The following is a 26,162-nucleotide window of genomic DNA, read 5'->3' as shown; positions in this document are numbered from 1 at the left end:
CACGGACTTCACTTCCGCCTCACGTCGCCCCGCGCGCGACCACCGCGCGACCCTCGACGCAACTGAACGACGCAACGTCAAGTCCATGGCCCACTTCTCGTGTTTCCCCGGTGCTTCGGCCCTTTCCGATTTCCGCCAAACTCGCCTGCTCGACACGCTGACCCGCATCGACGCGAACATCGTCGGCGTGCGCGGCCAGTATCTGCATTTCGTCAACGCGCAGACGCCGCTCACGGCCGAAGACAGCGCGAAGGTCGAAGCGCTGATGCACTACGGCGATCCGTTCGAGCCGGCGAAGGAACGCGGGGCAGTCGAAACCTTCCTCGTGGTGCCGCGCTTCGGCACGGTGTCGCCATGGGCGAGCAAGGCCACCGACATCGCGCATCACTGCGGCCTCACGCAGGTGCGGCGCATCGAGCGCGGCATCGAGTACACCGTGACGCTGAAGTCGGGTCTGCTCGGCGGCAAGAAGGCGCTGTCCGATGAAGTGCGCGACGCGGTCGTCGCCGCGCTGCACGACCGGATGACCGAGAGCGTCGCGCCGTCGCGCGATCACGCGATGCATCTGTTCGACGAACTGCCCGCACGTCCGCTGCAAACCGTCGACATCCTCGCGCGCGGCCGCGCCGCGCTCGAAGCGGCGAATACCGAACTGGGCCTCGCGCTCGCAGACGACGAAATCGACTACCTGATCGACGCATTCACCACGCTCGGCCGCAATCCGACCGACGTCGAACTGATGATGTTCGCGCAGGCGAACAGCGAGCACTGCCGCCACAAGATCTTCAATGCACAGTGGACGATCGACGGCGAAGCGCAGGACATCTCGCTGTTCAACATGATCCGCAACACCGAGAAGCTGCATCCGGAAGGGACGATCGTCGCGTATTCGGACAACTCGGCGATCATGGCCGGTGGCACTGCCGAACGCTGGTTCCCGCGCAAGCCCGGTGCTGCTGCCGACGCCGCCGGTGCTGATGCGCTGGCCGAGCACTACGGCCGCCACGTCGAACTGACGCACACGTTGATGAAGGTCGAGACGCACAATCACCCGACCGCGATCTCGCCGTTCCCGGGCGCCGCGACCGGCGCGGGCGGCGAAATCCGCGACGAAGGCGCGACGGGTCGCGGCGCGCGTCCGAAGGCCGGCCTTGCAGGTTTTACCGTATCGAATCTCGAACTGCCCGACGCACGCGAAGCATGGGAAAACGCGCGCGACGCGGCCGAACTGCTCGCGCATCGCAAGCCCGACGCAACGGGTGAAGCGTACGGCCGGCCCGACCGCATCGCGTCGCCGCTGCAGATCATGATCGACGGGCCGCTCGGCGGCGCTGCGTTCAACAACGAATTCGGCCGGCCGAATCTCGGCGGCTATTTCCGCGCTTACGAGCAGAACGTCGGCGGCACCGTGCGCGGTTATCACAAGCCGATCATGATTGCGGGCGGCATCGGCAACATCTCCGACCAGCACACGCACAAGCATGATCTGCCGGAAGGCACACTGCTGATCCAGATCGGCGGTCCCGGCATGCGGATCGGCATGGGCGGCGGCGCCGCGAGTTCGATGGCGACCGGCACCAACACCGCCGAACTCGATTTCGATTCCGTGCAGCGCGGCAACCCGGAAATCGAGCGGCGCGCGCAGGAAGTGATCAATGCATGCTGGCAGCTTGGCGAACACAATCCGATCCTGAGCATTCACGACGTCGGCGCGGGCGGGTTGTCGAACGCGTTCCCGGAACTCGTCGACGGCGCGGACAAGGGTGCGCGTTTCGAGTTGCGCAAGATCCAGCTGGAAGAGAGCGGACTGTCGCCGCGCGAGATCTGGTCGAACGAAGCGCAGGAGCGCTACGTACTGGCAATCGCGCCGGCCGATCTTCCCGCCTTCGAAGCGATGTGCGAACGCGAGCGCTGCCCGTTCGCGGTGGTCGGCGTCGCGACGGCTGAACGCCAGTTGAAGCTGATCGATACCGACGTGAGGAACGACGCGGAACATCAGCCGGTTGACATGCCGATGGAAGTGCTGCTTGGCAAGGCACCGCGGATGCATCGCGACGTCAAGCGTGTTGCGACGACGCTGCAGCCGGTCGACGTGACGGGTATCGCGCTGTCGGAAGTCGCGGTCAGCGTGCTGCGTCATCCGACGGTGGCGAGCAAGTCGTTTCTGATCACGATCGGCGACCGCTCGGTGGGCGGCACGACGGCGCGCGACCAGATGGTCGGTCCGTGGCAGGTGCCCGTCGCCGACTGCGCGATCACGACGATGGATTACGCCGGCTTCCGCGGCGAAGCGATGACGATGGCCGAGCGCACGCCGCTCGCAGTGATCGACGCGCCGGCGTCGGGCCGGATGGCGGTCGGCGAGGCCGTGACGAACATCGCAGCCGCGCCGATCGAATCGCTTGGCAAGCTGAAGCTGTCGGCGAACTGGATGGCCGCGTGCGGAAGTCCGGGCGAAGACGCCGCGCTGTACGACACGGTGAAGGCGATCGGCATGGAGTTGTGCCCGGCGCTGGGTATCAGTATTCCGGTCGGCAAGGATTCGCTGTCGATGCGCACGAAGTGGGACGACCGCGGCGTCGCGAAGGAAGTGGTCGCGCCGGTGTCGCTGATCATTTCGGCGTTCGCGCCGGTCGACGACGTGCGCCAGCATCTGACGCCGCAACTGCGCCGCACCGATGAAGCAGGCGACAGCGTGCTGATTGCGATCGATCTCGGCCGCGGCAAGCAGCGCATGGGCGGCAGCATTCTCGCTCAGGTCACGCAGCAGGTCGGCGACACGGTGCCTGACGTCGACGATCCGGAAGATCTGAAGCGCTTCTTCGCCGCGATCCAGGCGCTGAATAGCGACGGAAAACTGCTCGCGTACCACGACCGTTCCGACGGCGGCCTGTGGGCGACGGTGTGCGAAATGGCGTTCGCGGGACACGTCGGCGTGTCGCTGAACGTCGACATGTTGACGCTCGATCCGAACCACGAGTCCGACTACGGCGACGCAAAAGACTGGACGAAGCAGACGAGCGGCCGCCGCGAAGATCGCACGATTCGTGCGCTGTTCACCGAAGAACTGGGCGCCGTGGTCCAGGTACGTGCCGCCGATCGCGACGCGGTGCTGGCCGCGCTGCGCGAGCATGGGCTGTCGGCGTGCTCGCATGTGATCGGCAAGCTGAACGATCGCGACACGATCGAGATTTACCGCGACGCGAAGAAGATCTACGACGCGCCGCGCGTCGAACTGCAGCGCGCGTGGGGCGAAGTGAGCTGGCGCATCTCGCAGTTGCGCGACAACCCCGCATGCGCGGACGCCGAACACGACACGTTGCTCGACGCGTCGGATCCGGGCATGACACCGCATCTGTCGTTCGATCCGGCTGACGACGTGGCGGCGCCGTTCATCGGCAAGGGTGCGCGTCCGCGTGTCGCGATCCTGCGCGAGCAGGGCGTGAACTCGCACCTCGAAACCGCGTACGCATTCGACCGTGCGGGCTTCGATGCTTACGACGTGCACATGAGCGATCTGCTCGCGGGCCGCGCGACGCTCGCCGATTTTGCGGGCGCGGTGGCGTGCGGCGGCTTCTCGTACGGCGACGTGCTGGGTGCAGGCGAGGGCTGGGCGAAGACGATCCGCTTCAACGCGCAGCTCGCGGACATGTTCGCGGCGTTCTTCGGACGCAGCGATACGTTCGCGCTGGGCATCTGCAACGGTTGCCAGATGATGAGCAGTCTGGCATCGATGATTCCGGGTGCCGAGGCATGGCCGAAATTCACGCGCAACAAGTCGGAGAAATTCGAAGCGCGGACGTCGCTGGTCGAAATCCAGTCATCGGCGTCGATTTTCTTTGCGGGGATGGAAGGATCTCGTATCCCAGTTGCTGTTGCACACGGCGAGGGTTATGCGGACTTCTCGCAGCAGGGCGATGCTGCGCGGGTCGCTGTTGCGATGCGGTTTGTTGATCATCGTGGCGATGCCACTGAGCGTTATCCGTTTAATCCCAATGGTTCGCCGGAGGGGATTACGTCGGTGACGACTGAGGATGGTCGGTTTACTGTGTTGATGCCGCATACGGAACGGGTGCATCGGACTGTGCAATTGAGCTGGGCGCCTGATGAGTGGAAGGGTGCCGCCGGCGATGGTAGTCCGTGGATGCGGGTGTTTCAGAATGCTCGGAAGTGGATAGGTTAAGGTTCGGTTTTTTTGTTTTGAATGCCTGTGCAGGCGGCTCGTGAAGTTTTGCGTGCCGCCTGATTTTTTTTGCAGGGCTGCGTCTGGCTTTCGTTATTTGCCTTCACAGGTGGCTGCGATTTGGCGCCTCGCGGCGCAGGCGTTGCCCCTGTGCGGGGCGGCACCTACTTTTCTTTGCCGCGGCAAAGAAAAGTAGGCAAAAGAAAGCCGCCGAGACGAAACTTCTCCTTTCCGTGTGTGACCTCAGTGGCACTCGCCTAAGTGGGCACCACGTTCACACTGCCTGGTGGTCCGAGACGAGACCATCTCCCTCGTCGCAAACCGAAGTGACAAGGGGCCCGCACATCCCGCGGCGCACTGGTGTGCGCGCGGACCGGTCTGCATGGGAAACCATTGGGGAGATTGAGAGTGCAGGCAAAACGCGATCGCGTTGAGCGTGGATGAGTGCCCCCGGGAAGGCATGGCCGCACACTATGGCGGCATGTGCCAGGAGATCACATCGAGCGAAGAGGGTTATGCCCTTCGGCGGCGAAGCCCGCCGGAACGGATGACTGCCTTGTCACGAAGGCAAGCGGCGCGAGGGCATATCTCGTCTCGGACCACTGGCCAGAGTGAACGTGGCACCCAGTTAGGCGAGTGCCACTGGGGCAGCACGCGGAAAGGACCTGGTAACGTTTCGAGCGGCTTTCTTTGCCTACTTTCTTTGCCGCGGCAAAGAAAGTAGGTGCTGCCCCGCACAGGGGCAACGCCAGCGCCGCGAGGCGCAAAAACGTAGCCGCCTGCCAGGGCAAAAGACAGAGAGCAACGCCAGCGCCGCGAGGCGCAAAATCGTAGCCGCCTGCACAGGCATTAAAAAAAACAAAAATCAAATATCAGAAAACAAAAAAGCCGCTCTGCGAGCGGCCCCTACTGCTTATTGAATCTTGGCGTTCTTCTTCAACCCTTCTTCAAACGCCTGCAGCTTTTCCTGTTGCAACTGCTGCACGATCTGCGGTTTCACCTGCTCAAGCGGCGGCGGCGTGATCGGCCGCGTGTCATCCAGACGGATGATGTGCCATCCATACTGCGTATGCACCGGCGTCTGCGTCATCTCGCCTTTCTTCAGCTTCGCTGCCGCTGCCGCGAACTCCGGCACGTAAGCCTTCGGATCCGACCAATCCAGGTCGCCGCCGTTCTTGCCCGATCCCGGGTCCTTCGAATATTGCTTCGCCAGATCTTCGAACTTCGCGCCGGCCTTGATCTTCGCGATCAGATCCTTCGCCTGCTGTTCGTTGTCGACCAGGATGTGGTGCAGGTGATATTCCTTGCCACCTGCATCCCCCACCAGCTTGTTGTAACGCGCGGTCACTTCGGCGTCAGTCGGCGGGGTCTTCTTCACGACGTCTTCGATCAGCGCGCGCAGTACGACCGTCTGATCCGCGACGGCGATCTGCGCCTTCACGTCAGGACGCGTCGGCAGGCCGCGGCGAGCCGCTTCTTGCATCAGGATTTCGCGGTTGATCAGTTCTTCGCGCACCGCAGTCTGCAATTGCGGCGTGTCCTGCTGCCCTTGATGCACGAGCTGCGCGATCAACGCATCGGCGCGCGATTTCGGAATCGGTGTGCCGTTCACGACGGCGATGTTCTGTGCAAATGCAGGTGCGGCTGCGAACGCAGCCAGCAAGACCCAGAGACGGGTTTTGTTCGAAGTCATCGGAAGTTTCCTAACGGGACAGCAAATTGAATTCTTCTGGCGTAAAGGCCGTGATGGCGAGGGCGTGAATGCCGCGCTGCATGGCGTCGGCCAGCGCATCATACACCAGCCGATGACGCGCCACGCGCGCCTTGCCGGCAAATGCCGCAGCAACGATCGTCACGCTGTAATGGCCGCCGGCAGACGCGCCGGCGTGGCCCGCATGCTGTGCGCTGTCGTCGCGCACGTCGAGCGAGTCGACCGGCGCGAGCGCCTCGCGCAACCGCGCATCGATCAGCGCGATGCGCTCGGCCGCCGTGGCGTTCAGGAACGCGTCGCTCATGTCATTCTTCCTTCATGTATTTCGCCAGCCACAGACTCTGCGCGACGATGAACACCACGAGAGCGCCGGTCGTGCCGAACAGCTTGAAATTGGCCCACGCATTCGTCGAGAAGTTATACAGGACGAATAGATTAACGATGCCGAGCAGCGCAAAGAACAGTGCCCACACCACATTCAGCTGTCCCCACACCCGATGCGGCAAGGTGATCTGCTTGCCCATCATCGTTTCGATCAGGTTCTTGCGGAAAGCAAGCTGCGACACCATCAGCGCGACCGCGAAGCCCCAGTAGAGAATGGTCGGCTTCCATTTGATGAACATGTCGTTGTGCAGTACCAGCGTCGCACCACCGGTGATCGTGACGACGCCGAGACTCACCCACAACATCGTATCCACCTTGCGATGGCGGAATGCCACCCACGCGATCTGCACGAGCGTCGCGACGATCGCCACCGCGGTCGCGGTGTAGATGTCCCAGATCTTGAACGCAACGAAGAACAGGATGATCGGGAACAGATCGAACAGAAATTTCATTGTCGGGCCGGGAATCGAAAAATGAAGGACGTCGAAGGCGGGTGCGTCGCGCAGGGCCGTCGGACGTCGTACCGGTGAGGGTCGCGGGTGGATGTCAGGCGCCACAGCGGGTTCGCGTCGCGGTTCAGAGTCGCCGCGTGATACGGCCATCGAGCCGCATTCGCCAGCGCAACCTGAACGATCCGCATCATCCGCACAACCCGCACCGCAGGCCCATCCAGACACCTGCCGCGAGCCGCGTCGTGCATCGGCAGGCGGCTTGTCCAGGCAGGCCCGACCGTCACTTGGGCTCGAATTGTAGCGCAGCCGAGTTGATGCAGTACCGCAGCCCGGTCGGCGCCGGGCCGTCCTCGAAAACGTGACCGAGATGCGAGCCGCAGTTCTTGCAGCGCACTTCGATGCGCAGCATGCCGTGCGCGCGGTCGGTCTTTTCTTCGATCACTTCGCCGTTAAGCGGTTTGAAGTAGCTCGGCCAGCCGCAACCGGCGTCGAACTTCGTGTCGGATTCGAACAGCGGCGTGCCGCAGGCCACGCAGTCGTAGATGCCGCGATCCCAGTGGTCCCAGTACTGCCCGGTGAACGGCCGCTCGGTCGCGGCGTTGCGCGTCACTTCGTATTCCATGCCGGACAGTTGCTTGCGCCATTCGGCATCGTCTTTCTGCACGGGGTAATCGTCGCGCGAAGCATCGGATTGTGAAGCGGGAGAAGCGGCTTTCTGATCGTCGGAGTTCATGGTCGGGTCCTGTCTGTAGGGACGAATGAGTGTGGGGGAATCAACGCCGTGCCGGTTGAGGGCAGCCGGCGTCGAGCAAGGATCGGGAGCGGGGGGCAATACGTCACGATGAGCAACTCACTTCCAGCGAACCCGCCCAGTCGGGCGGCAGGGCGGCATACGCGGCATGTTCCGGCTGCTCATCGAACGGGCGACGCAACACGGCGGCAAGCCGTTCGACCTCGGAGAAATCCTTCTCCTTCGCATGCCGGATCGCGATTTCGGCGAGATGATTGCGCAGCACGAAGCGGGGGTTCACAAGGTTCATCGCGGTTGCGCGCGACGCATCGTCGCGTGTTTCTTCGGACAGCCGCGCGCGGTAGTCGTTCACCCACCCGTCGAACGCCGCGCGATCGATGAACAGATCGCGCACCGCCGCATCGCCGCTCGCGTCGTGCTTCGACACCTGCGAGAGATGGCGGAACGTCAGCGTGAAGTCGGCGCGGTTTGCCTGCATCACGTTGAACAGACGGTTCACGAGTGCGTCGTCGCCGGGGCGTTCGTTTTCGAGGCCGAGCTTCGCGCGCATCCGTCGTTCGAGTTCCGGCGCAAAGCGGGTCTTGAAGCCTTCGAGCACACGCTGCGCGTCCGCGATCGCCCGCTCGTTGCGCGTGCTTTCGTCGTACTGGCCACCGAGCAGCGGCAGCAATCCCTGCGCGAGACAGAACAGGTTCCAGTACGCGATCTGCGGCTGCATCTTGTACGCGTAGCGGCCCTGGCTATCGGAGTGGTTGCAGATGAAGTTCGCATCGAAGCCGTCGAGAAAACCGAACGGGCCGTAGTCGATCGTCAGTCCGAGGATCGACATGTTGTCGGTGTTCATCACGCCGTGGCAGAAGCCGACGGCCTGCCATTGCGCGATCAGGTCGGCGGTCGAATGCACCGATTCGCCGAGCAGCGCGAGGTACGGATCGTCGGTGGAACGGCAATGCGGATAGAAACGGTCGATTACGTGATCGGCGAGCGCGCGCAGCGCATCGACGCGATCGTTCGAATAGAAGTGTTCGAAATGTCCGAAGCGCACGAAGCTCGGCGCGACCCGCGTGACGACCGCAGCCGTTTCGACTTCTTCGCGACGCACCGGCTGATCGGAACCGGTCACGCAGAGCGCGCGCGTCGTCGGAATGCCGAGGTGATGCATCGCCTCGGAGCACAGGTACTCGCGGATCGACGAGCGCAGCACCGCGCGGCCGTCGCCCATCCGTGAATACGGCGTGCGTCCGCCGCCTTTCAACTGCAGTTCGTAGCGTGCACCCGCGTGTTCGATTTCGCCGAGGCCGAGCGCGCGTCCGTCGCCGAGCTGGCCGGCCCACACGCCGAACTGGTGGCCCGAGTACACCGATGCGTAAGGCATCGCGTCGGCAGGCCAGTCGCGTGTGGTGTTGCCGGAGAAAAATTCGGCGAAGCCGGGATCGTCGACGATCGACGGGTCGAGGCCGAGCAGCGCCGCGGTCTCCGCCGAGAAGCCGACCACGTACGGTGCGGGCAACGGCGTGGCGGGCAGACGGGTCAGGAAAGTGGTGCCGAGCTGCGCGAACGAGCCTTCGTGCGGACCGCCGAGCGCATGCGCGAACGCCGGTATCGATGCGAACAGCCCGGTACTGCTTGGGGAAAACGACATGTTGAGCGCCTCTGGTTTAGCCGATATTGTAAGACGGCGCCCGCCGCCCCGCAGGACACCGATTCGCCGCGCATACGGCGTGCCGTTCGGCCCTCGGAACCATTCAGTTTCACGCCAGATTCATCTCAAAAAATGCATCGCGAGGGAGAGGCCTTCATATGACGACGCCGCAGTTGACACCCATGCTCGGCCAGATGATGGACGCGCCGCTTACCGTGTCTTCGCTGATCGCGCATGCCGCCCGGCATTTCGGCAGCACGGAGATCGTGTCGCGGCGGATCGAAGGCGATCTGCATCGCTACACGTGGCGCGACTGCGAGCAGCGTTCGAAGCAACTCGCGCAGGCGCTGATCGCGCTCGGTGTCGAGCCCGGCGAACGCGTCGCGACGCTCGCATGGAACGGCTACCGGCACGTCGAGGCGTACTACGGCACTGCCGGCTTCGGCGCGGTGTGCCACACGATCAATCCGCGGCTCTTTCCCGACCAGATCGCATTCATCGTCAATCACGCGGACGACAGCTACGTGCTATTCGACACGACGTTTGCACCGCTGATCGACTGCCTCGCGTCGAGCTGTCCGAAAGTGCGCGGCTGGATTGCGCTGTGCGACGAAGCGCATCTGCCGTCGATGGAAACCCCCGTGCTCAGTTACGAGACCTTGCTCGCCGCACAGAACGGCGCGTTCGACTGGCCGTTGCTCGACGAGCGCAGCGCATCGTTTCTCTGCTACACGTCGGGCACGACCGGCAATCCGAAAGGCGCGCTGTACTCGCATCGCTCGACCGTGCTGCACGCGTTCGGCGCCGCGTTGCCCGATGCGATGGGTCTGTCCGCGCGCGATTCGGTGCTGCCCGTCGTGCCGATGTTCCACGTCAACGCGTGGGGCATTCCGCATGCGGCCGCGCTCACCGGCGCGAAGCTGGCGCTGCCGGGCAAGGATCTCGACGGCAAGTCGCTGTATGAACTGATGGAGACCGAGCGGGTCACGTTTTCGGCGGGCGTGCCGACTGTGTGGCTCGGTTTGCTCAATTACATGAAGGAAGCCGGCGTGCGGTTTTCGTCGCTGGAGCGGACCGTGATCGGCGGCTCCGCGTGTCCGCCCGCGATGCTCCGCACGTTCGAGGACGTGTACAACGTCGAGGTGATTCACGCGTGGGGGATGACGGAGATGTCGCCGCTCGGCACGCTCGCGAAGCTCACGTGGGAACAGTCGCAGCGTTCGCCCGATGAGCAGCGCAAATTGCGCGAGAAGCAGGGCCATGTGATCTATGGCGTCGACATGAAGATCGTCGGCGACGACGGCCGCGATCTGCCGTGGGACGGCGTCGCGTTCGGCGATCTGCATGTGCGCGGTCCGTGGGTCATCGACCGATATTTCCGCAAGGACGAATCGCCGCTCGTCGACGGCTGGTTTCCGACCGGCGACGTCGCGACGATCGATGCCGACGGCTTCCTGCACATCACCGATCGCAGCAAGGACGTGATCAAGTCCGGCGGCGAATGGATCAGTTCGATCGATATCGAGAACATCGCGATCGCGCATCCCGGCGTCGCGGAGGCCGCATGCATCGCGTGCTCGCATCCGAAATGGACCGAACGGCCGCTGCTCGTCATCGTGCGTCGGCCGGGCGTCGACGTGACGCGCGACGAGCTGATCGCGTTTTACGAAGGCAAGGTCGCGAAGTGGTGGATTCCGGACGACGTTGCGTTCGTCGACGAACTGCCGCACACCGCGACCGGCAAGCTGCAGAAGCTGAAACTGCGCGAGCGGTTCCGCGATTATGTGTTGCCGTCGGCACTGGGCGTCGACTGCCCGCTCGATGAAACCGCCGCCGGGGATGCAGAGAGAAGGGACGGGGCCAACTGAACCAGCGCGCAGGACCAGTCGAACCGACCCGCGCCGGAACAAAACAAAATCTCGAATTGAACGAGCGTGCTTTTCTGTGTATCCTGCCTTCTGGTCCGCGAATGACGGACAATGATTCGGGCCGGATGCGGCGTTGCGCCGCGTCCTCTCCGGTTCGCACCGAGGCATGGAGGCAGACAGATGGCAGTGGACTACACGACTCGTGACGGCGTCGCCGTCATTACGCTCAACAATCCGCCGGTCAACGGCCTCGGTCTGTTGACCCGGGCCGGCATCGTCGACGGGCTGACCCAGGCGCTCGCCGATCCGGCCATCACGGCCATCGTGCTGACGGGCGCCGGCAAGGCGTTCTCCGGCGGCGCCGACATCACCGAATTCAACACCCCGAAGGCCACCCAGGAGCCGACGCTCGCGACCGTCATCAAGGCGGTCGAAAGCAGCGCGAAGCCGGTGGTCGCCGCAATCCACAGCGTCGCGATGGGCGGCGGCCTCGAGCTCGCGCTCGGCGCGCATTACCGGATCGCCGCACCCGGCGCGCAGATCGCACTGCCCGAAGTGAAGCTCGGCATCCTGCCGGGTGCCGGCGGCACGCAGCGTCTGCCACGCGCGATCGGTCTCGAAGCGGCTCTCAACATGATCGTGTCCGGCGCGCCGGTGCTGTCGGAGAAACTCGCCGGCAGCGGCCTGTTCGATGAAATCGCGCAAGGCGATCTGGCCGACGCGGCGCTCGCGTTCGCCCGCAAGGTCGGCGCACAGAGCGGCCCGCATCCGCGCGTGCGCGATCGCAAGATCGAGCATCCGAATGCGGAAGGCTTCATCCAGTACGCGCGCAACAGCGTCGCGGCGATCGCGAAGAATTTCCCGGCGCCGCACAAGTGCATCGACGCGGTCGAAGCCGGCGTGAAGAACGGCTTCGACAAGGGCCTCGCGTTCGAACGCGACTGCTTCATCGCGCTCGTGCAGACGCCGGAAAGCCGCGCGCTGCGTCACGCATTCTTTGGCGAACGCGCGGCCAGCAAGATTCCCGATGTGCCGTCCGATACGCCGGCGCGCGACATCCGACGCGTCGCCGTGATCGGTGCGGGCACGATGGGCGGCGGCATCGCGATGAACTTCGTCAACGCGGGCGTGCCGGTAACGCTACTTGAAACGAAACAGGACGCGCTCGATCGTGGCCTCGCGACGATCCGCAAGAACTACGAAGGCACGGTGAAGAAGGGCAAGCTGAAACCCGAAGCGCTTGAAGAACGGATGGCGCTGCTCACCCCGACGCTGTCCTACGACGATCTGAAAGACGCCGACCTGATCATCGAAGCGGTGTTCGAAGAACTCGGCGTGAAGGAGCAGGTGTTCAAGCGGCTCGATGAAGTGGCGAAGCCCGGCGCGATCCTCGCGTCCAACACATCGACGCTCGATCTGAACAAGATCGCCGCATTCACGAAGCGTCCGCAGGACGTGGTCGGTATGCACTTTTTCAGCCCGGCCAACGTGATGAAGCTGCTCGAAGTCGTGCGCGGCAAGGACACGGCGAAAGACGTGCTCGCCACCGTGATGCAGATCGCGAAGAAGATCCGCAAAACGGCGGTGGTGTCGGGCGTGTGCGATGGCTTCATCGGCAACCGGATGATCGAGCAGTACATCCGTCAGGCGCTGTTCATGCTCGAAGAAGGCGCGTTGCCCGCGCAGGTCGATCGCGCGATCGAGAAATTCGGCTTCGCGATGGGCCCGTTCCGGATGAGCGATCTCGCCGGCAACGACATCGGCTGGGCGATCCGCAAGCGTCGTTATCAGGAACATCCTGACCTGCATTACTCGAAGATCGCCGACCGTCTTTGCGAAACGGGCCGCTTTGGTCAGAAGACCGGCGGCGGCTGGTACGACTACAAACCCGGCGACCGCACCGCGCATCCGTCGCAACTTGTCGACGACATGATCGTCGCGTACTCGAAGGAAGCCGGCGCGACGCGCCGCAAGATCGCCGACGACGAGATCGTCGAACGCCTCGTGTTCGCGCTCGTCAACGAAGGCGCGAAGATTCTCGAAGAAGGCATCGCGTCGAAGGCGTCGGACATCGACATGGTCTATCTGACCGGCTACGGCTTTCCGCTGTGGCGCGGCGGTCCGATGCTGTATGCGGACACCGTCGGGCTCTACAACGTCGAGCGGGCGATTCGTCGGTATGCGGCGCAGCCGAACGGCGACGGATGGCAGATCGCGACGAGCATTCCAGAACTGGCCGCGCAGGGCCGCGGCTTCAACGGCTGAAACGCTGCATGGGTGTGAGCGTATGAGCGAGGTGACGCGATGAAGGGTGCCGACGAAGTATTGCTCGTCGTCGACGTGCAGAACGATTTCATGCCGGGCGGGGCGCTGGCCGTCGCGCATGGCGACGAGATCGTGCCGGTCGTGAACCGGCTTGCGCGTGAATTCAGCCAGGTCGTGCTGACGCAGGACTGGCATCCGGCCGCGCATCGCTCGTTTGCCGCGAATCATCCGGGGCGTCAGCCGTTCGAGACGATCGAGATGCGGTACGGCAACCAGGTGCTGTGGCCGGTGCACTGCGTGCAGGACACGCCGGGTGCCGAGTTCCATCCCGAACTCGATGTGCCGCACGCGCGTCTCGTGATCCGCAAAGGCTTGCGCGCCGAAGTCGACAGCTACTCCGCGTTCGTCGAAGCGGACCGCACGACGTCAACGGGACTTGCCGGCTATCTGCGCGACATCGGCGCGAAACGCGTGTGGTGCTGCGGACTCGCGACCGATTACTGCGTCGGCTGGTCCGCGCTCGATGCGCGTGCGGCCGGTTTCGACGTCGCGCTGATCGAAGACGCGTCGCGCGCGATCGACCTCAACGGCTCGCTCGATGCCGCGTGGCGCCAGCTCGAAGCTGCCGGCGTCGCGCGCGTGCAGTCGGCCGACGTGCTGCGCTGAACGAAGCTGAGTGCAATCAAGAGAAGCGCGCCCCGAACCTTATTCCCAGACATCATCGAAAGCGAAAGTGGAGACACCATGACCGACGCCGTAATCGTATCGACTGCCCGCACGGGCCTCGCCAAATCGTGGCGCGGCGCCTTCAACATGACGCACGGCGCGACGCTCGGCGGTCACGTCACGCAGGCCGCGGTCGAGCGCGCGAAAATCGACCCGGCGCGCGTCGAAGACGTGATCATGGGCTGTGCGAATCCGGAAGGCGCGACCGGCGCGAACATCGCGCGGCAGATCGCGCTGCGCGCGGGCCTGCCGGTCAGCGTGGCCGGCATGACGGTGAACCGCTTCTGTTCGTCGGGTCTGCAGACCATTGCGCTCGCCGCGCAACGCGTGATCGCGGGCGAGGGTGACGTGTACGTCGCGGGCGGCGTCGAGTCGATCTCGTGCGTGCAGAACGAGATGAACCGCCACATGCTCGCCGAGGGCTGGCTCAACAAGAACAAGCCCGAGATCTACTGGTCGATGTTGCAGACCGCCGAGAACGTCGCGAAGCGCTATTCGATCGCGAAAGAGCGTCAGGACGAATACGGCGTGCAGTCGCAGCAGCGCGCGGCCGCCGCACGCGAAGCCGGCAAGTTCAACGACGAGATCGTGCCGATGACGGTGCTCGCCGGCGTCGCGGACAAGGCAAGCGGCCGGCTCTTCACGAAAGAAGTAACGATCGATTCGGATGAAGGCATTCGCGCCGACACGACGCTCGAAGGCGTGTCGAAAATTCGCACCGCGCTGCCGGGCGGCGTGATCACTGCCGGCAACGCGAGCCAGTTTTCCGATGGTGCGTCGGCGTGTGTCGTGATGAACGCAACCGTCGCGGAACGCGAAGGGCTGCAACCGCTCGGTATCTTCCGGGGCTTCGCGGTCGCGGGTTGCGAGCCCGACGAGATGGGCATCGGTCCGGTGTTCGCGGTGCCGAAGCTGCTGAAGAAAGCGGGCCTGAAGGTCGACGACATCGGCCTGTGGGAACTGAACGAGGCGTTCGCGGTACAGGTGCTGTATTGCCGCGACAAGCTCGGCATCCCGAACGAGCGCCTGAACGTGAACGGCGGCGCGATCGCGGTCGGCCATCCGTACGGTGTGTCGGGCGCGCGGCTGACCGGCCATGCACTGATCGAAGGCAAACGCCGCGGCGCGAAGTTCGTCGTCGTGACGATGTGCATCGGCGGCGGTCAGGGCGCCGCCGGGTTGTTCGAAATCGTCTGAGTGCTACCAAACGATCGCTACCAGTAGCCGGCGCCGGTTGCGGGCAACGACAGCGTGCCCTGGTCGGTGAAGCGGGTTCCGCCAAGCAGGCCGCCCGCAAGGCGGCCGTGCAGTTCGTACGGAAACTCGCCGCTCTGCGCCTGGCCGGCGAACGCAAACGCCTGCCTCACCGCCGAGAAAGCCGACACGGTGACCGGCACGCTCACCGTCGTCTCGCCGAAACGCGGCACCACGCCGCGCTGATCGCTGACCCCGCTCGCGAACGGCTTGCCGTTCAGCGCGAGGTCGAGCGAGATGCCGTCGTAGTCGATCGGCGTGTCGTTCGGATTCTGCACACGCAGCTTCAGATTGAAGCGCATTTCCAGGCCCTGACCCTGCAACGGTTCGATTCCGGCAACGGCGATCCGCAGCGGATCGCGGCCGAGCATCCCGGCGCAGCCGCTGAGAATCGATAACGCTAGCGCAGCGAACACGAGGGCAGCGAAGGTACGCATGCGTTGCGCGCGAAATATCACGGTGTGAGCTAACGGCATCGACGCAGATCTCCTGAAATACACGGTACGACCAATCATTGTACGCACGAGCAGTGCATGCCCCATGCCCCGTGCCTGCTTCCTGGTAAGTACCCGTATAGGATTGCCAGGCACGCCCCCAAAGGCGTGCGCGCGACGGGGTGGCCGGTGTATGCTTGGTCCCTTACAACCCTGTCCACTTTCCCTCGATGCCCGCTTCCATGAGCGAGTCCGATCGTCCGTCCCCACGACATTCTTCCGACCCCGTTGGTCCTGCCGACGTGCCCGCCGCAGACCTCCCCGTGCCGACCGAGGAGAGCTTCCGCGCACTGGTCCAGTCGATCGAGGATTACGCGGTCTTCATGCTCGACGCGACCGGCCACGTGATGAGCTGGAACTCGGGCGCGGCGAAACTCAAGGGATATACGGAACAGGAAATCCTCGGCTCGCATTTCTCGCGCTTCTACATGCGCGAAGCGGTCGAACGCGGCTGGCCCGACTATGAACTGCAGCAGGCTGCGCAGCACGGCCGCTTCGAAGACGAGGGCTGGCGCGTGCGCAAGGACGGCTCGCTGTTCTGGGCCAACGTGATCATCACCGCGCTGCGCGATGGTCACGGCGAGTTGCGCGGCTTCTCGAAAGTGACGCGCGATCTGACCGCGCAACGCCAGTCGATGGAAGCGCTGCGGCAGAGCGAAGAACGTTTCCGTCTGCTGGTCGAGAGCGTGCGCGATTACGCGATCTTCATGCTCGACCCGGACGGCCACGTGATGAGTTGGAACATGGGCGCGACGCACATCAAGGGCTACCGGCGCGACGAAATCCTCGGGCGGCATTTCTCGGTGTTTTATGGTCCCGAAGACATTGCAGCGGGCAAGCCGCAGCGCGAACTTGCGCTGGCCCGCGAGGTGGGCCGCGTCGAGGACGAAGGCTGGCGTGTGCGCAAGGACGGCACGACGTTCTGGGCCAACGTGACGATCACTGCGGTCTACGACGAGAAGCGCGAGTTGCGCGGCTTCTCGAAGGTCACGCGCGACATGAGCGAGCGCAAACGGCTCGAGGAAGTCGAGCGCGCGAGCCAGCACATGAAGAAGTTCCTCGCGACGCTCGCACACGAACTGCGCAATCCGCTTGCGCCGATCCGCAACGCGCTCGCCGCGATGCAGCTCGAACCGGACGTCAGCGAAACGGTGGCCCGCTGCCGCGACATGATGGACCGGCAGGTCACGCATCTATCGCGGCTCGTCGACGATCTGCTCGACGTCGGCAGGATCACGTCCGGCAAGATCGGACTGCGGCTCGCGCCGGTCGATCTGCTCGACGTACTGACGCGCAGCGTCGAGGCTGCGCAGCCGTTCGTCGACGCACGCGACCAGACAATCGACCTGCTCATCGAAAACGCGCCGATCAGCGTGAACGGCGACGTGACGCGTCTCGTGCAGATCGTGCAGAACCTGCTGCACAACGCGTCGAAATTCTCACCGGCGGGCACGGTCATCCGGATCCACGCGACGCTCGAAGACCACACCGCGGTGCTGCGCGTGTCCGATACCGGCAGCGGCATTCCAGCGGACGCGCTGGAGTCGATCTTCGGGCTGTTCTCGCAGGCGCATACGCAGGAGAGCCTGGTCGAGAGCGGGCTGGGCATCGGCCTGACGCTGTGCCGGTCGCTGATCGAGATGCATCGCGGCACGATCTCCGCGGCAAGCGAAGGGCCTGGTCGGGGCAGCACGTTCACGGTGCGGTTGCCGGCGCGTATCGGTATCGATCTTCGGACCGTCGCCGGTGCTGATGTGCCGGCCGGCGATCACGTGCTGCCGCTGCGTGTGCTGATCGTCGACGACAACCGCGATTCCGCCGATAGCCTCGCGATGCTGTTCGAGATGAAGGGCCATCAGGCGCAGGTCGTCTATCACGGCAGCGGCGCGGCCGATGCCGCGCGACGCCTGCTGCCGCACGTCGCGCTGATCGATCTTGCGATGCCGGGCATCGACGGCTTCGCGGTGCTGAAACTGCTGCGCGCGCTGCCTGAACTGGCGAGCACGCGGTTCATCGCAATGACCGGCTTTGGTCAGCGCAGCGATCGCGAGCGCACGACCGAGGCGGGCTTCGATCTGCACCTGGTGAAGCCGGTCGATATCGCGCTGCTCGACGAGTTCATCGCGGCTACGCCGCGTCCGTGATGGGGTGGGGTTCAGCTTCGTATGTCGCTGCGCGTGACGTTGCGCAGATGGGCGCGGAGATCCGTGACTCGCGCCTACGTTCTCAGCCACATTCGCGTCCACATTCGCGTCCACACTTGCAGTCGCGCCGCGAACGCGTACCGCGATGCAGTGCGGGCGGATTCCGCGTGAACGATGCAGCGGTTGTGCTGCTTGCTGTGAGTGCGTGCCGATGCAGCGAGCCAGATCGCGCCGCGCTGTTCGATCCAGTAGCGTTCGCCTTCGCGCACCGTCACGCAAACGACCGGCATGTCGGCGCCGAGCCACGCGAGCGAGTGATCGCGAAACGTCAGATCGATATCGCCGGCCACCGCGACGATCGACGTGTGCGCGGCGACATCGTGCATCGCGGTCTGTCCGGGTTCGAGTTGCCATCGCTCGAAAGAAGCGCAGGAAGTGGGGCGATCGAACAACGACAGTGCGGACATGATGGAGCCTCGGCAACGGAAACAGAACGCCTCCAGCTTATGACCCTCGTCGCGCGCGAAACAGCCACAGTGGCAAGTGGTCTGCACCGGTGCAGACCAGCCCGGCGATGCGCTGTACCGGTCCGAAAACACGCGACCTGTATCTGTCGCATCGGGTCGTCGATGCGCACCATCGCCCCATGACCGACAAGACTTCGCTACACGCCGCGCCGCTCTATCAACAACTGGCTGACCAGTACCGTCGAGCGATCGACAGCGGCATCCTGCGACCAGGCGACCGCATGCCGTCGATGCGCGCGTTCATGCAGCGGCACGGCGTAAGCCTGTCGACCGCGACCGAGAGCTATCGCGCGCTCGAACGCGCGGCGCTGATTCACGCGCGGCCACGCGCCGGCTACTACGTGCAGCCGCAGCGGACCACCGCGCTGCCCGCTGCGCTCGAACCCGATGCGGACAGCGTGCCCGGCGACGCGCAGTTCGTCGGCATTCATACGGCCGTGTCGTCGATCGTCGCGCGGTATCAGCGCTTTCCGGACGCGTTGAATCTCGGTGGAGCAACCGCCGCGCCGGACCTCTATCCGACAGACGCATTGCAGAAGGCGGCACAGCGCGTGCTGCGTCAACGGCCTTCGCTGCTGACGACGCCCGGCCACGATCGCGGCGACCCCGAACTGCGCGCGGTCGTCGCGCGGCGCGCGCTCGAGGCGGGCATCGAAACGACCGCCGACGAGATCATCGTCACGCATGGCGGCATCGAGGCGATCAATCTCGCACTGCGCGCGGTTACGCAGCCCGGCGATACGGTGGCGGTCGAATCGCCGTGCTTCTTCGGTCTGCTGCAGGTACTCGAGACGCTCGGCCTGCGCGCGCTCGAAATCCCTGCGAGCCCGACGACGGGCCTCGTCGTCGAGGCATTCGAATTCGCGTTGCAGACGCATCCGGACATCAAGGCGATCGTGGTCGTGCCGCATCTGCAGAATCCGCTCGGCAGCGTGATGCCCGACGCGCACAAGGCGAGGGTGGTCGCGCTGTGCGCGCAGGCAGGTGTCGCGCTGATCGAGGACGACCCGTACCGCGATCTGGTCGATCCGCTGCCTGGCGAGCGTGCTACGCCGCTTAAGCCATTGAAGGCCTGGGACATCGACGGCACGGTGATCTACAGCACGTCGTTCAACAAGACACTCGCGCCGGGTATGCGGGTCGGCTGGATGGACGGCGGACGCTGGCGTTCGCGGATCGCGATGCTGAAGTTTGCGCAGACACGGCCCAACGAACCGTTCTCGCAGGCGGTGCTTGCCGGGTTCCTCGAGACGGGTGCGTATGAGCGGCATCTGCGCCGCTTGCGCGAACGGCTTGCCGTGCAGCGCGACCGGATGGCGCTGGCCGTTGCGCAGTCGTTTCCGCACGGGACGCGCTTCACGCCGCCGCGCGGCGGCATGTGCTTCTGGATCGAATTGCCGCAGACGGTGTCGTCGGAAGCGCTGTTCGATGCGGCGCTCGCCGCCGGCATTCGCGTGATGCCCGGGACGGTTTTCTCGAACGCGGGGCGCTTCGATCACTTCGTGCGCCTGAGTTGCCGCGCAGTCGATCTCGATACGATGCACGATGCGGTCGCGACGCTCGGCGCGCTCGCGGTGCGGATGGCTGGAGTCGACGCCTGAGTTGTTCCGGTGCCGTTCTGGTCGAGTACCGCCTCGGTGAAAAGAGCGTCGCGATCGGGTATCCTCGTTAGCCTCCCTGTGTGTTCCCTGGGTATTTCGAAATCTGAACGAAGGTCATACCGTGATCCGTCATATCGTGATGTGGAAGTTGAAGGACAACGCCGAAGGCGCGACGCGCGAACAGAACGCGCTCAAGCTGAAAGAAAAACTCGAAGGCTGCCGCGACATCGTGCCGGGCATTCTTCATCTCGAAGTCGGCGTCGCGACACCCGGTCTCGAATCGAGCTACGACGTCGTGCTGATTTCCGATTTCGCCGACAAGGCCGCGCTCGATGCGTATCAGGTTCACCCGACGCACGAAGCGATCAAAGGGTTCGTCGGCGCGGTGCGCGAGGCGCGTCAGGCTGTCGATTTCGAAGTGTGATCCGCAGCAATAACACGCAATGACTGATACCCCTCGCGACACACCTTCATCCGCCGGTGAAGGCAAGCGCACATCGCCGCCCGCGATCGAAAGCCCGTTCGTCGATCATCTCGGCGTGCGTCTGGTGCGCGCGGTCGATGGGTCGAGCGAAGTCGTGCTGCCGCTCGCACCCGATCACATGAACACGTGGGACGTCGCGCACGGTGGCGTGACGATGACGCTCGCCGACGTCGCGCTCGCGATGGCGGCCCGCAGTCTCGCCGCCGACGGTGTCGGCGTCGTCACCGTCGAGATGAAGGTCAACTTCATGCAGCCCGGTCGCGGCGAACTGCGCGCGTATGCGCGCGTGCTGCACCGCTCGACGACGATGGCCTATTGCGAAGGCGAGATCCGCGACAGCGAAGGGCACTTCGTCGCGAAGGCGCTCGGCACGTTCAAGTACATGCGACGGCTCGCGGTGGGCCGCGACGTCACGCATCAGCGGCTGCGCAGCGATCCGTCGGCGACGCCCGGACCGAGCGACGGCTAAGTTTCGTGCAGTAATTCGCGCAGCACGGTTGCTGTTTTCATTAGTGCCTTGATTAAACGATCAATGAGCGATCAATCCACGGAGACACCCGCGATGACCCAGATCAACCGGCAGGTCCTGCTCGTTTCGCGCCCGCAAGGTGCCGCGACGACCGATAACTTCAAGCTCGTCGAAACGCCGCTTGGTTCCCTCGCGGATGGCGAGGTGCGCGTGCGCAATCACTACCTGTCGCTCGACCCGTATATGCGCGGCCGGATGAACGACGCCAAATCGTATGCGGTGCCGCAGCCGCTGAACGAAGTGATGATCGGCGGTACGGTCGGCGAAGTGGTCGAATCGAAAAATCCGAAATTCGCAGCCGGCGACAAGGTGGTCGGCATGTTCGGCTGGCAGGAGTACGGCACGTCGAACGGCAAGGAACTGCACAAGATTGACGATACGCACGTGCCGCTGTCCGCGTACCTCGGTGCGGTCGGCATGCCGGGCGTCACCGGGTGGTACGGGCTAAACCGGATCATCGCGCCGAAGGCCGGCGAAACGGTGGTCGTCAGTGCGGCGAGCGGCGCGGTCGGCAGCGTGGTCGGTCAACTGGCAAAGCTGGCCGGTTGCCACGCGGTCGGCATCGCGGGCGGCGCCGACAAATGCCGCTATGTGGTCGAGACACTCGGCTTCGACGCGTGCGTCGACTACAAGGCGGGCAATCTTTATAAGGACCTGAAGGCGGTGACGCCGAATGGCGTCGACGGGTACTTCGAGAACGTCGGCGGTGAGGTGCTCGATGCGGTACTCGCACGGATGAATGCGTTCGGGCGCATCGCGCTGTGCGGGATGATCGCGAACTACGATGGTGCGCCGTTACCGCTCAAGCATCCGGCGCTGATGCTCACGCAGCGCTTGCTTGTCCAGGGCTTTATCGTCAGCGAACACATGGAGGTGTGGCCCGAAGCGCTGACGCAGCTCGGTACGCTGGTCGCACAACGCAAGCTGCAGTATCGCGAGACGGTTGCTCAGGGGCTTGATGCTGCGCCGGAGGCGTTTCTGGGGTTGTTGAAGGGGAAGAATTTCGGGAAGCAGCTGGTTAAGCTGGTTTGATTGATCTTCTGAGTCACACGGCAATCATCTGGGGTGGACGCGCAGTAGGCGCTTCGCGCCAACAGGCATCGACGCCGGAGTACGGTGCTCTGCATGGGATCAGAGTAAGCGCTGAAGCGCTAACTCTGTTCGACAGCTAAAACGCCAACTCCGGCATGGGACCCGAGTAAGCGCTAAAGCGCTAACTCGGGTCGACAAGGAGACACCATGTTCGATTTCCCCGGCAAAGTCGCCGTAATAACTGGCGCGGCCAGCGGCTTCGGTCGTGCGTTCGCGGAGAAGGGCGCGTCGCTCGGCATGAAGCTCGTGCTCGCCGATGTCGACGCCGCCGCGCTCGCACAAACCGTCGATGCACTGCGCACGTCAGGCGCCGATGCGATCGGCGTGCCCACTGACGTCTCCGATCCCACCCAGGTCGAAGCGCTCGCGCTCGCCGCACTCGATGCGTTCGGCAAGGTCCATCTGCTGTTCAACAACGCGGGCGTCGGCTCGGGTGGGTTCATATGGGAAAGCAGCGCGAACGACTGGGCGTGGGTGTTCGGCGTCAACGTGATGGGCGTCGCGCACGGCGTGCGAATCTTCACGCCGATCATGCTGCGACAGGACGAGCCCGCGCACATCATTAACACGGCGTCGGTCGCCGGGCTGCTGTCGCCGCCGGCGATGGGCGTCTACAACGCGTCGAAACATGCGGTCGTGTCGCTGACCGAGACGCTGTATCACGACCTCAAGCTCGCGGGCGGTCCAGTCGGCTGCTCGCTGCTGTGTCCGGCGTTCGTGCCGACCGGCATCTCGAATGCAGAGCGCAGTCGTCCCGAGTCGCTCCGCAACGACGCCGCGCCGACGCACTCGCAGATCACCGCGGGCAAGCAACTGCATCGTGCGGTGCAGTCCGGCAAGCTGAGTGCCGCCGATGTCGCGGATCTCACATTCGACGCGATCCGCGAACGGCGCTTCTACATCGTCACGCATCCGCCGATCATGGAGACGGTCCGGCTGCGTCACGAAGACATCGAGCAACTGCGCGACCCGACCGATCCGATGTCGCTGAAACCGGATGTGAAGACGTCGGCGTAGCGACTGCATTTGCTCTGTGGCGTGGCATCATACGGCGCTGCTTTTTTCCGCTTCTTTCATCGTGCGGCGCTCAATGCGTCGCACCGAACGCCGATGCCGCTGAATCCGAAGATTGCCCAGATACTCGACATGGTCGAGCGTGCCGAACGTCCCCCGTATCACACACGGACTCCGCAGCAGGCGCGCGCGTCGTATGAAAAGAGCGCGCCGATTCTCGAGATCGCGAGTGCGCCGATGCACGGCGTCGAAGACCTCGCGGTGCCGGTGCGCGACGGCGCGACGATCCGCGCGCGGCTCTATCAGCCGACCGAACCGAGCTGGGCCGAACCGTTGCCCGCACTAGTCTATTTTCATGGTGGGGGCTTCACGGTCGGCAGCGTCGATACGCACGATGCGTTGTGCCGGATGTTTGCGCGTGATGCGGGCTGCGCGGTGCTGTCGGTCGATTACCGGCTCGCGCCCGAGCATCGTTTTCCCACTGCCGTCGACGATGCGTTCGATGCACTCTCGTGGCTGCACGCGAACGCCGCGCTGTACGGTATCGATCCGGCGCGACTAGCAGTTGCAGGCGATAGCGCGGGCGGCACGCTCGCGACCGTCTGCGCGGTACTCGCACGCGACGCGGGCATCGCGCTCGCACTGCAGTTGCTGATCTATCCGGGGACGAGCGCGTATCAGCAGACCGAGTCTCACGCGCGATTAGCGGAAGGCTATCTGCTGAGCGCCGAAACGATCCAGTGGTTCTTCGACCAGTACGTGCGCGATACACACGATCGAGAAGACTGGCGTTTCGCGCCGCTCGACGGCACACGCGGCGCGCCGGATTTTCACGGCGTCGCGCCCGCATGGATCGCGACCGCCGAATTCGATCCGCTCGTCGACGAAGGTGCGGCCTACGCGGAGAAACTACGCGCCGCAGGCAACGCGGTCGTGCACGTGCGCTATGACGGGATGATCCACGAGTTCTTCAAGATGGGCGGCTATGTGCCCGAGGTCGCCGGTGCGCATGCGGATGCGGCCGGTGCATTGCGTGACGCGTTCGCGCGTGTGGATGTCGAAGGTTAGCGCTCGACGTCGAACGTGAAACGCCGTTCCAAGTTGCCCGGTCGGGTGATGCGGTGCGAACCGTCGTCGTCGCTGCGCTCGACGACGTTCACGTTGAGAGGGGTGTTCGCGGGTTCGCCCGGTTGCACGACGACTCGCAGCGCGGTCGTGCCGCGCGTGCCGTATTCCGGCGTCTCGATGAATGCCGCCGACAACGCCCGCTCGCGTTCGAGCGGAAGCCCGGTGGCAGGCAACTGGTCGTCGCGTGCGGTGCGCGGGTCGCGCATTAATTCGATCAACCGGTCGAGCGGCGCGTCGGGCTCGCCGACGAGCAGCGCATCGAGTTCGGCGCGCTTGCGTACGAGTTTCGGCCACGGCGTGTCGAGCACTGCGTTCGAGATGCCGTGCGTGCCGGGCGGCAACAATGCCGGGACGACGTCCCCACGATTGCAGTACCACGCGAGTTCGTGCTGGGTCCAGTCGCCGATCAGCAGGTTGAAGCCGTTGTACAGATCGCCGGTGCGCGCGACGTCGGCCAGATAGTCGAGTGGCGCGCGAGCCGGTCCGCTCAGATAGTTACTGACGAGTGTGCCGCGCGTGGGCGCATCCGCGCGCGTTTCGTGCGGCGCGCGGTAGTTGGTCAACGCAGCGAAGCGACCGTCGCGCGTCATGCCGAGCCACGTGCCGCCGCCGACAAGATCGCGACCCGCGAGCAGATCCGGCGCGTCCGCCCACCATTGCAGCGGATCGGCCGTGCGGCGCAAGAATTCGTCGCGGTTCGCGGCGAGCGTGAAGAGCGCGCGGCCGTCATCCGCGTCAGGTCGCCAGTCGAATACGATCAGGCACATCGGCGGGGGCTCCTCATGTCCTCACGCGAGCAAACCGAAGCACGGTCTCAGACTTCCGTGGGCAGCGCGTACGGCAGCGGCAGGAACGACAGCGCCGGACCGTCGGCTGCAGCGACGTGTACCGAGCCGCCTTCGAGCGCGGCGAGCTTGATCTCGACCAGCACGTCGACGCCGCCCCCCGGCGCCCACGCCGCATTCACGACCATCCCGCACGGCTGACCCGGATCGTCCGAATGGAACAGCTCGGTGCCGGGCGCGACGGTGGAGAGGTCGGTGGCGATATTCGCGAGTGAGGTGCGCCGCTTGATCGTGCCGCGATACTGGCTGCGCGCGACGATCTCCTGCCCCGGATAGCAACCCTTGCGGAAATTCACGCCGCCGAGCACGTCGAAGTTAACCATCTGCGGCACGAACTGCTCGACGACCGACTGCGTAATGCGCGGTTCGCCTGCGCGAATGTCGAGCCAGTCCCACACGGCCGGCGATACCTGTTCGAGCTTGCCTTCGAGCGAGGGCAGCCGCGCTTCGACTTCGGCCTTCGGTCCGATCCACAGATAGCGCAGCCGACCTTCGGCATCGGGCACGCGGATCAGCGAACCAGCGGGACCGTCGACCTTCACGTGCACGCCGTCGGGCAGCGCGTCGAACACGGACGACAGCGCAGCACGCACGTCACCGGCGAGACCCACGGCGAGCAGTTCACCGGTTGCATCGACGAGCTTTGCCTTTGCGCGGAGCACGAACATCGACAGCCGCTTCTGCACCACAGCCTGCACGTCCTTCGACACCAGCAGGCGGATCGCTTCGCCGCTGCGCCACACGAGGAACGACGCAAGCAGCCGGCCCTTCGCCGAACAGTAGCCGGCGAGGCGGGCGCCTGCCGCGTCGAGGTGCTGGGTGTCGTTGGTGAGCTGCGCGTGCAGGAACGACGCCGCGTCGTCACCCGTCGTATCGATCACGCCGAACTGGTCGAGCAGCGCGTACGCACCGCGCGTGCGGACGGCATCGAACTGGGTATCGGCGGGGCGCGGAGGAACCGGTAGCGTGGAAGGCGCAGCGACGGCGCCAGGAGTGGGAGCGAGCGGGGCTGTCATGGATTTGCGGAACAGTCAATTCTGACTTTAGCTGAGGCAAGCAAGTATTATA

Annotated in this window: 21 protein-coding genes; 12 read left to right on the top strand and 9 right to left on the bottom strand. The window is 64.6% G+C overall.

Features of this window, described 5'->3' with window-relative positions; all coding sequences use genetic code 11:
* Positions 1–85: 85 nt before the first annotated feature.
* The gene (gene purL / locus E1748_RS19860) at positions 86–4,183 is read left to right on the top strand and encodes a phosphoribosylformylglycinamidine synthase (protein WP_133648864.1); all 4,098 of its coding nucleotides are present in this window, start codon (positions 86–88) and stop codon (positions 4,181–4,183) included.
* Between the two features lie 913 nt (positions 4,184–5,096).
* Here the strand turns inward: purL and E1748_RS19855 are convergent.
* From E1748_RS19855 to E1748_RS19835, 5 genes are all read right to left on the bottom strand, one after another.
* On the bottom strand, positions 5,097–5,876 hold the full coding sequence (locus E1748_RS19855; RefSeq protein WP_133648863.1) for a peptidylprolyl isomerase: 780 nt from the start codon (positions 5,874–5,876) through the stop codon (positions 5,097–5,099).
* A 10-nt stretch (positions 5,877–5,886) separates the two neighbouring features.
* Entirely contained in the window at positions 5,887–6,198 is a 312-nt protein-coding gene (locus E1748_RS19850) for a BolA family protein (protein WP_133648862.1), read from the bottom strand.
* 1 nt (position 6,199) lies between these two features.
* Complete coding sequence (locus tag E1748_RS19845) at positions 6,200–6,730, bottom strand: septation protein A (RefSeq protein ID WP_133648861.1); 531 nt, start codon at positions 6,728–6,730, stop codon at positions 6,200–6,202.
* A gap of 280 nt (positions 6,731–7,010) precedes the next feature.
* Entirely contained in the window at positions 7,011–7,463 is a 453-nt protein-coding gene (msrB, locus tag E1748_RS19840) for a peptide-methionine (R)-S-oxide reductase MsrB (RefSeq protein WP_240766693.1), read from the bottom strand.
* A gap of 103 nt (positions 7,464–7,566) precedes the next feature.
* Positions 7,567–9,123: a protein adenylyltransferase SelO gene (locus E1748_RS19835; RefSeq protein WP_133648860.1), complete on the bottom strand. Its 1,557-nt coding sequence runs from the start codon at positions 9,121–9,123 to the stop codon at positions 7,567–7,569.
* Between the two features lie 158 nt (positions 9,124–9,281).
* On the opposite strand from E1748_RS19835, the gene E1748_RS19830 reads away from it, so the two are divergent.
* The 4 genes from E1748_RS19830 (at position 9,282) to E1748_RS19815 (ending at position 15,179) form a co-directional block, all read left to right on the top strand.
* Complete coding sequence (locus E1748_RS19830) at positions 9,282–10,991, top strand: 3-(methylthio)propionyl-CoA ligase (RefSeq protein ID WP_133648859.1); 1,710 nt, start codon at positions 9,282–9,284, stop codon at positions 10,989–10,991.
* A 180-nt stretch (positions 10,992–11,171) separates the two neighbouring features.
* Positions 11,172–13,256 (top strand): 3-hydroxyacyl-CoA dehydrogenase NAD-binding domain-containing protein, encoded by a 2,085-nt coding sequence (locus tag E1748_RS19825; protein WP_133648858.1) that lies wholly within the window; start codon positions 11,172–11,174, stop codon positions 13,254–13,256.
* Positions 13,257–13,295: 39 nt separating this feature from the next.
* Complete coding sequence (gene pncA, locus E1748_RS19820; RefSeq protein WP_133648857.1) at positions 13,296–13,922, top strand: bifunctional nicotinamidase/pyrazinamidase; 627 nt, start codon at positions 13,296–13,298, stop codon at positions 13,920–13,922.
* Positions 13,923–14,000: 78 nt separating this feature from the next.
* On the top strand, positions 14,001–15,179 hold the full coding sequence (locus E1748_RS19815) for an acetyl-CoA C-acyltransferase (protein WP_133648856.1): 1,179 nt from the start codon (positions 14,001–14,003) through the stop codon (positions 15,177–15,179).
* 17 nt (positions 15,180–15,196) lie between these two features.
* Here E1748_RS19815 and E1748_RS19810 read toward each other — a convergent pair whose 3' ends face one another.
* Positions 15,197–15,673, bottom strand: coding sequence for an LEA/WHy family protein (locus tag E1748_RS19810; protein ID WP_133648855.1), 477 nt, complete (start codon positions 15,671–15,673; stop codon positions 15,197–15,199).
* 239 nt (positions 15,674–15,912) lie between these two features.
* On the opposite strand from E1748_RS19810, the gene E1748_RS19805 reads away from it, so the two are divergent.
* Positions 15,913–17,874, top strand: a complete 1,962-nt coding sequence (locus E1748_RS19805) for a PAS domain-containing hybrid sensor histidine kinase/response regulator (RefSeq protein WP_133648854.1) — start codon at positions 15,913–15,915, stop codon at positions 17,872–17,874.
* Between the two features lie 74 nt (positions 17,875–17,948).
* On the opposite strand, the gene E1748_RS19800 is transcribed toward E1748_RS19805, so the two are convergent.
* Positions 17,949–18,341: a hypothetical protein gene (locus E1748_RS19800; protein WP_133648853.1), complete on the bottom strand. Its 393-nt coding sequence runs from the start codon at positions 18,339–18,341 to the stop codon at positions 17,949–17,951.
* Between the two features lie 179 nt (positions 18,342–18,520).
* Here E1748_RS19800 and E1748_RS19795 point away from each other — a divergent pair, with 179 nt between their 5' ends.
* The 6 genes from E1748_RS19795 to E1748_RS19770 all read left to right on the top strand — a co-directional run bounded on the left by E1748_RS19795 (position 18,521) and on the right by E1748_RS19770 (position 24,189).
* Positions 18,521–20,002 (top strand): aminotransferase-like domain-containing protein, encoded by a 1,482-nt coding sequence (locus E1748_RS19795; RefSeq protein ID WP_133648852.1) that lies wholly within the window; start codon positions 18,521–18,523, stop codon positions 20,000–20,002.
* A gap of 121 nt (positions 20,003–20,123) precedes the next feature.
* On the top strand, positions 20,124–20,426 hold the full coding sequence (locus E1748_RS19790; protein ID WP_133648851.1) for a Dabb family protein: 303 nt from the start codon (positions 20,124–20,126) through the stop codon (positions 20,424–20,426).
* A 19-nt stretch (positions 20,427–20,445) separates the two neighbouring features.
* Positions 20,446–20,955 (top strand): PaaI family thioesterase, encoded by a 510-nt coding sequence (locus tag E1748_RS19785; RefSeq protein WP_133648850.1) that lies wholly within the window; start codon positions 20,446–20,448, stop codon positions 20,953–20,955.
* A 93-nt stretch (positions 20,956–21,048) separates the two neighbouring features.
* Positions 21,049–22,047, top strand: coding sequence for an NADP-dependent oxidoreductase (locus E1748_RS19780; RefSeq protein ID WP_133648849.1), 999 nt, complete (start codon positions 21,049–21,051; stop codon positions 22,045–22,047).
* A gap of 207 nt (positions 22,048–22,254) precedes the next feature.
* The gene (locus E1748_RS19775) at positions 22,255–23,124 is read left to right on the top strand and encodes an SDR family oxidoreductase (protein WP_133648848.1); all 870 of its coding nucleotides are present in this window, start codon (positions 22,255–22,257) and stop codon (positions 23,122–23,124) included.
* A 93-nt stretch (positions 23,125–23,217) separates the two neighbouring features.
* Positions 23,218–24,189, top strand: a complete 972-nt coding sequence (locus E1748_RS19770) for an alpha/beta hydrolase (protein WP_133648847.1) — start codon at positions 23,218–23,220, stop codon at positions 24,187–24,189.
* Here E1748_RS19770 and E1748_RS19765 read toward each other — a convergent pair.
* Positions 24,186–25,016: an NRDE family protein gene (locus E1748_RS19765; protein ID WP_133648846.1), complete on the bottom strand. Its 831-nt coding sequence runs from the start codon at positions 25,014–25,016 to the stop codon at positions 24,186–24,188. The genes E1748_RS19770 and E1748_RS19765 overlap by 4 nt on opposite strands.
* A gap of 47 nt (positions 25,017–25,063) precedes the next feature.
* Positions 25,064–26,110, bottom strand: a complete 1,047-nt coding sequence (gene ygfZ / locus E1748_RS19760; protein ID WP_133648845.1) for a CAF17-like 4Fe-4S cluster assembly/insertion protein YgfZ — start codon at positions 26,108–26,110, stop codon at positions 25,064–25,066.
* Between the last annotated feature and the right edge of the window lie 52 nt (positions 26,111–26,162).

Source organism: Paraburkholderia flava (assembly GCF_004359985.1).
Taxonomy (GTDB): domain Bacteria; phylum Pseudomonadota; class Gammaproteobacteria; order Burkholderiales; family Burkholderiaceae; genus Paraburkholderia; species Paraburkholderia flava.
Note: the sequence above shows the minus strand (reverse complement) of the source record. Positions and strands in the feature narration are given on the sequence as shown.

What these genes read in the sequence shown, in the direction of transcription:
- purL (WP_133648864.1), top strand. Translation starts at nt 86, where the DNA reads ATGGCCCACTTCTCGTGTTTCCCCGGTGCTTCGGCCCTTTCCGATTTC.
- E1748_RS19855 (WP_133648863.1), bottom strand. Translation starts at nt 5,876, where the DNA reads ATGACTTCGAACAAAACCCGTCTCTGGGTCTTGCTGGCTGCGTTCGCA.
- E1748_RS19850 (WP_133648862.1), bottom strand. Translation starts at nt 6,198, where the DNA reads ATGAGCGACGCGTTCCTGAACGCCACGGCGGCCGAGCGCATCGCGCTG.
- E1748_RS19845 (WP_133648861.1), bottom strand. Translation starts at nt 6,730, where the DNA reads ATGAAATTTCTGTTCGATCTGTTCCCGATCATCCTGTTCTTCGTTGCG.
- msrB (WP_240766693.1), bottom strand. Translation starts at nt 7,463, where the DNA reads ATGAACTCCGACGATCAGAAAGCCGCTTCTCCCGCTTCACAATCCGAT.
- E1748_RS19835 (WP_133648860.1), bottom strand. Translation starts at nt 9,123, where the DNA reads ATGTCGTTTTCCCCAAGCAGTACCGGGCTGTTCGCATCGATACCGGCG.
- E1748_RS19830 (WP_133648859.1), top strand. Translation starts at nt 9,282, where the DNA reads ATGACGACGCCGCAGTTGACACCCATGCTCGGCCAGATGATGGACGCG.
- E1748_RS19825 (WP_133648858.1), top strand. Translation starts at nt 11,172, where the DNA reads ATGGCAGTGGACTACACGACTCGTGACGGCGTCGCCGTCATTACGCTC.
- pncA (WP_133648857.1), top strand. Translation starts at nt 13,296, where the DNA reads ATGAAGGGTGCCGACGAAGTATTGCTCGTCGTCGACGTGCAGAACGAT.
- E1748_RS19815 (WP_133648856.1), top strand. Translation starts at nt 14,001, where the DNA reads ATGACCGACGCCGTAATCGTATCGACTGCCCGCACGGGCCTCGCCAAA.
- E1748_RS19810 (WP_133648855.1), bottom strand. Translation starts at nt 15,673, where the DNA reads ATGCGTACCTTCGCTGCCCTCGTGTTCGCTGCGCTAGCGTTATCGATT.
- E1748_RS19805 (WP_133648854.1), top strand. Translation starts at nt 15,913, where the DNA reads ATGAGCGAGTCCGATCGTCCGTCCCCACGACATTCTTCCGACCCCGTT.
- E1748_RS19800 (WP_133648853.1), bottom strand. Translation starts at nt 18,341, where the DNA reads ATGTCCGCACTGTCGTTGTTCGATCGCCCCACTTCCTGCGCTTCTTTC.
- E1748_RS19795 (WP_133648852.1), top strand. Translation starts at nt 18,521, where the DNA reads ATGACCGACAAGACTTCGCTACACGCCGCGCCGCTCTATCAACAACTG.
- E1748_RS19785 (WP_133648850.1), top strand. Translation starts at nt 20,446, where the DNA reads ATGACTGATACCCCTCGCGACACACCTTCATCCGCCGGTGAAGGCAAG.
- E1748_RS19780 (WP_133648849.1), top strand. Translation starts at nt 21,049, where the DNA reads ATGACCCAGATCAACCGGCAGGTCCTGCTCGTTTCGCGCCCGCAAGGT.
- E1748_RS19775 (WP_133648848.1), top strand. Translation starts at nt 22,255, where the DNA reads ATGTTCGATTTCCCCGGCAAAGTCGCCGTAATAACTGGCGCGGCCAGC.
- E1748_RS19770 (WP_133648847.1), top strand. Translation starts at nt 23,218, where the DNA reads ATGCCGCTGAATCCGAAGATTGCCCAGATACTCGACATGGTCGAGCGT.
- E1748_RS19765 (WP_133648846.1), bottom strand. Translation starts at nt 25,016, where the DNA reads ATGTGCCTGATCGTATTCGACTGGCGACCTGACGCGGATGACGGCCGC.
- ygfZ (WP_133648845.1), bottom strand. Translation starts at nt 26,110, where the DNA reads ATGACAGCCCCGCTCGCTCCCACTCCTGGCGCCGTCGCTGCGCCTTCC.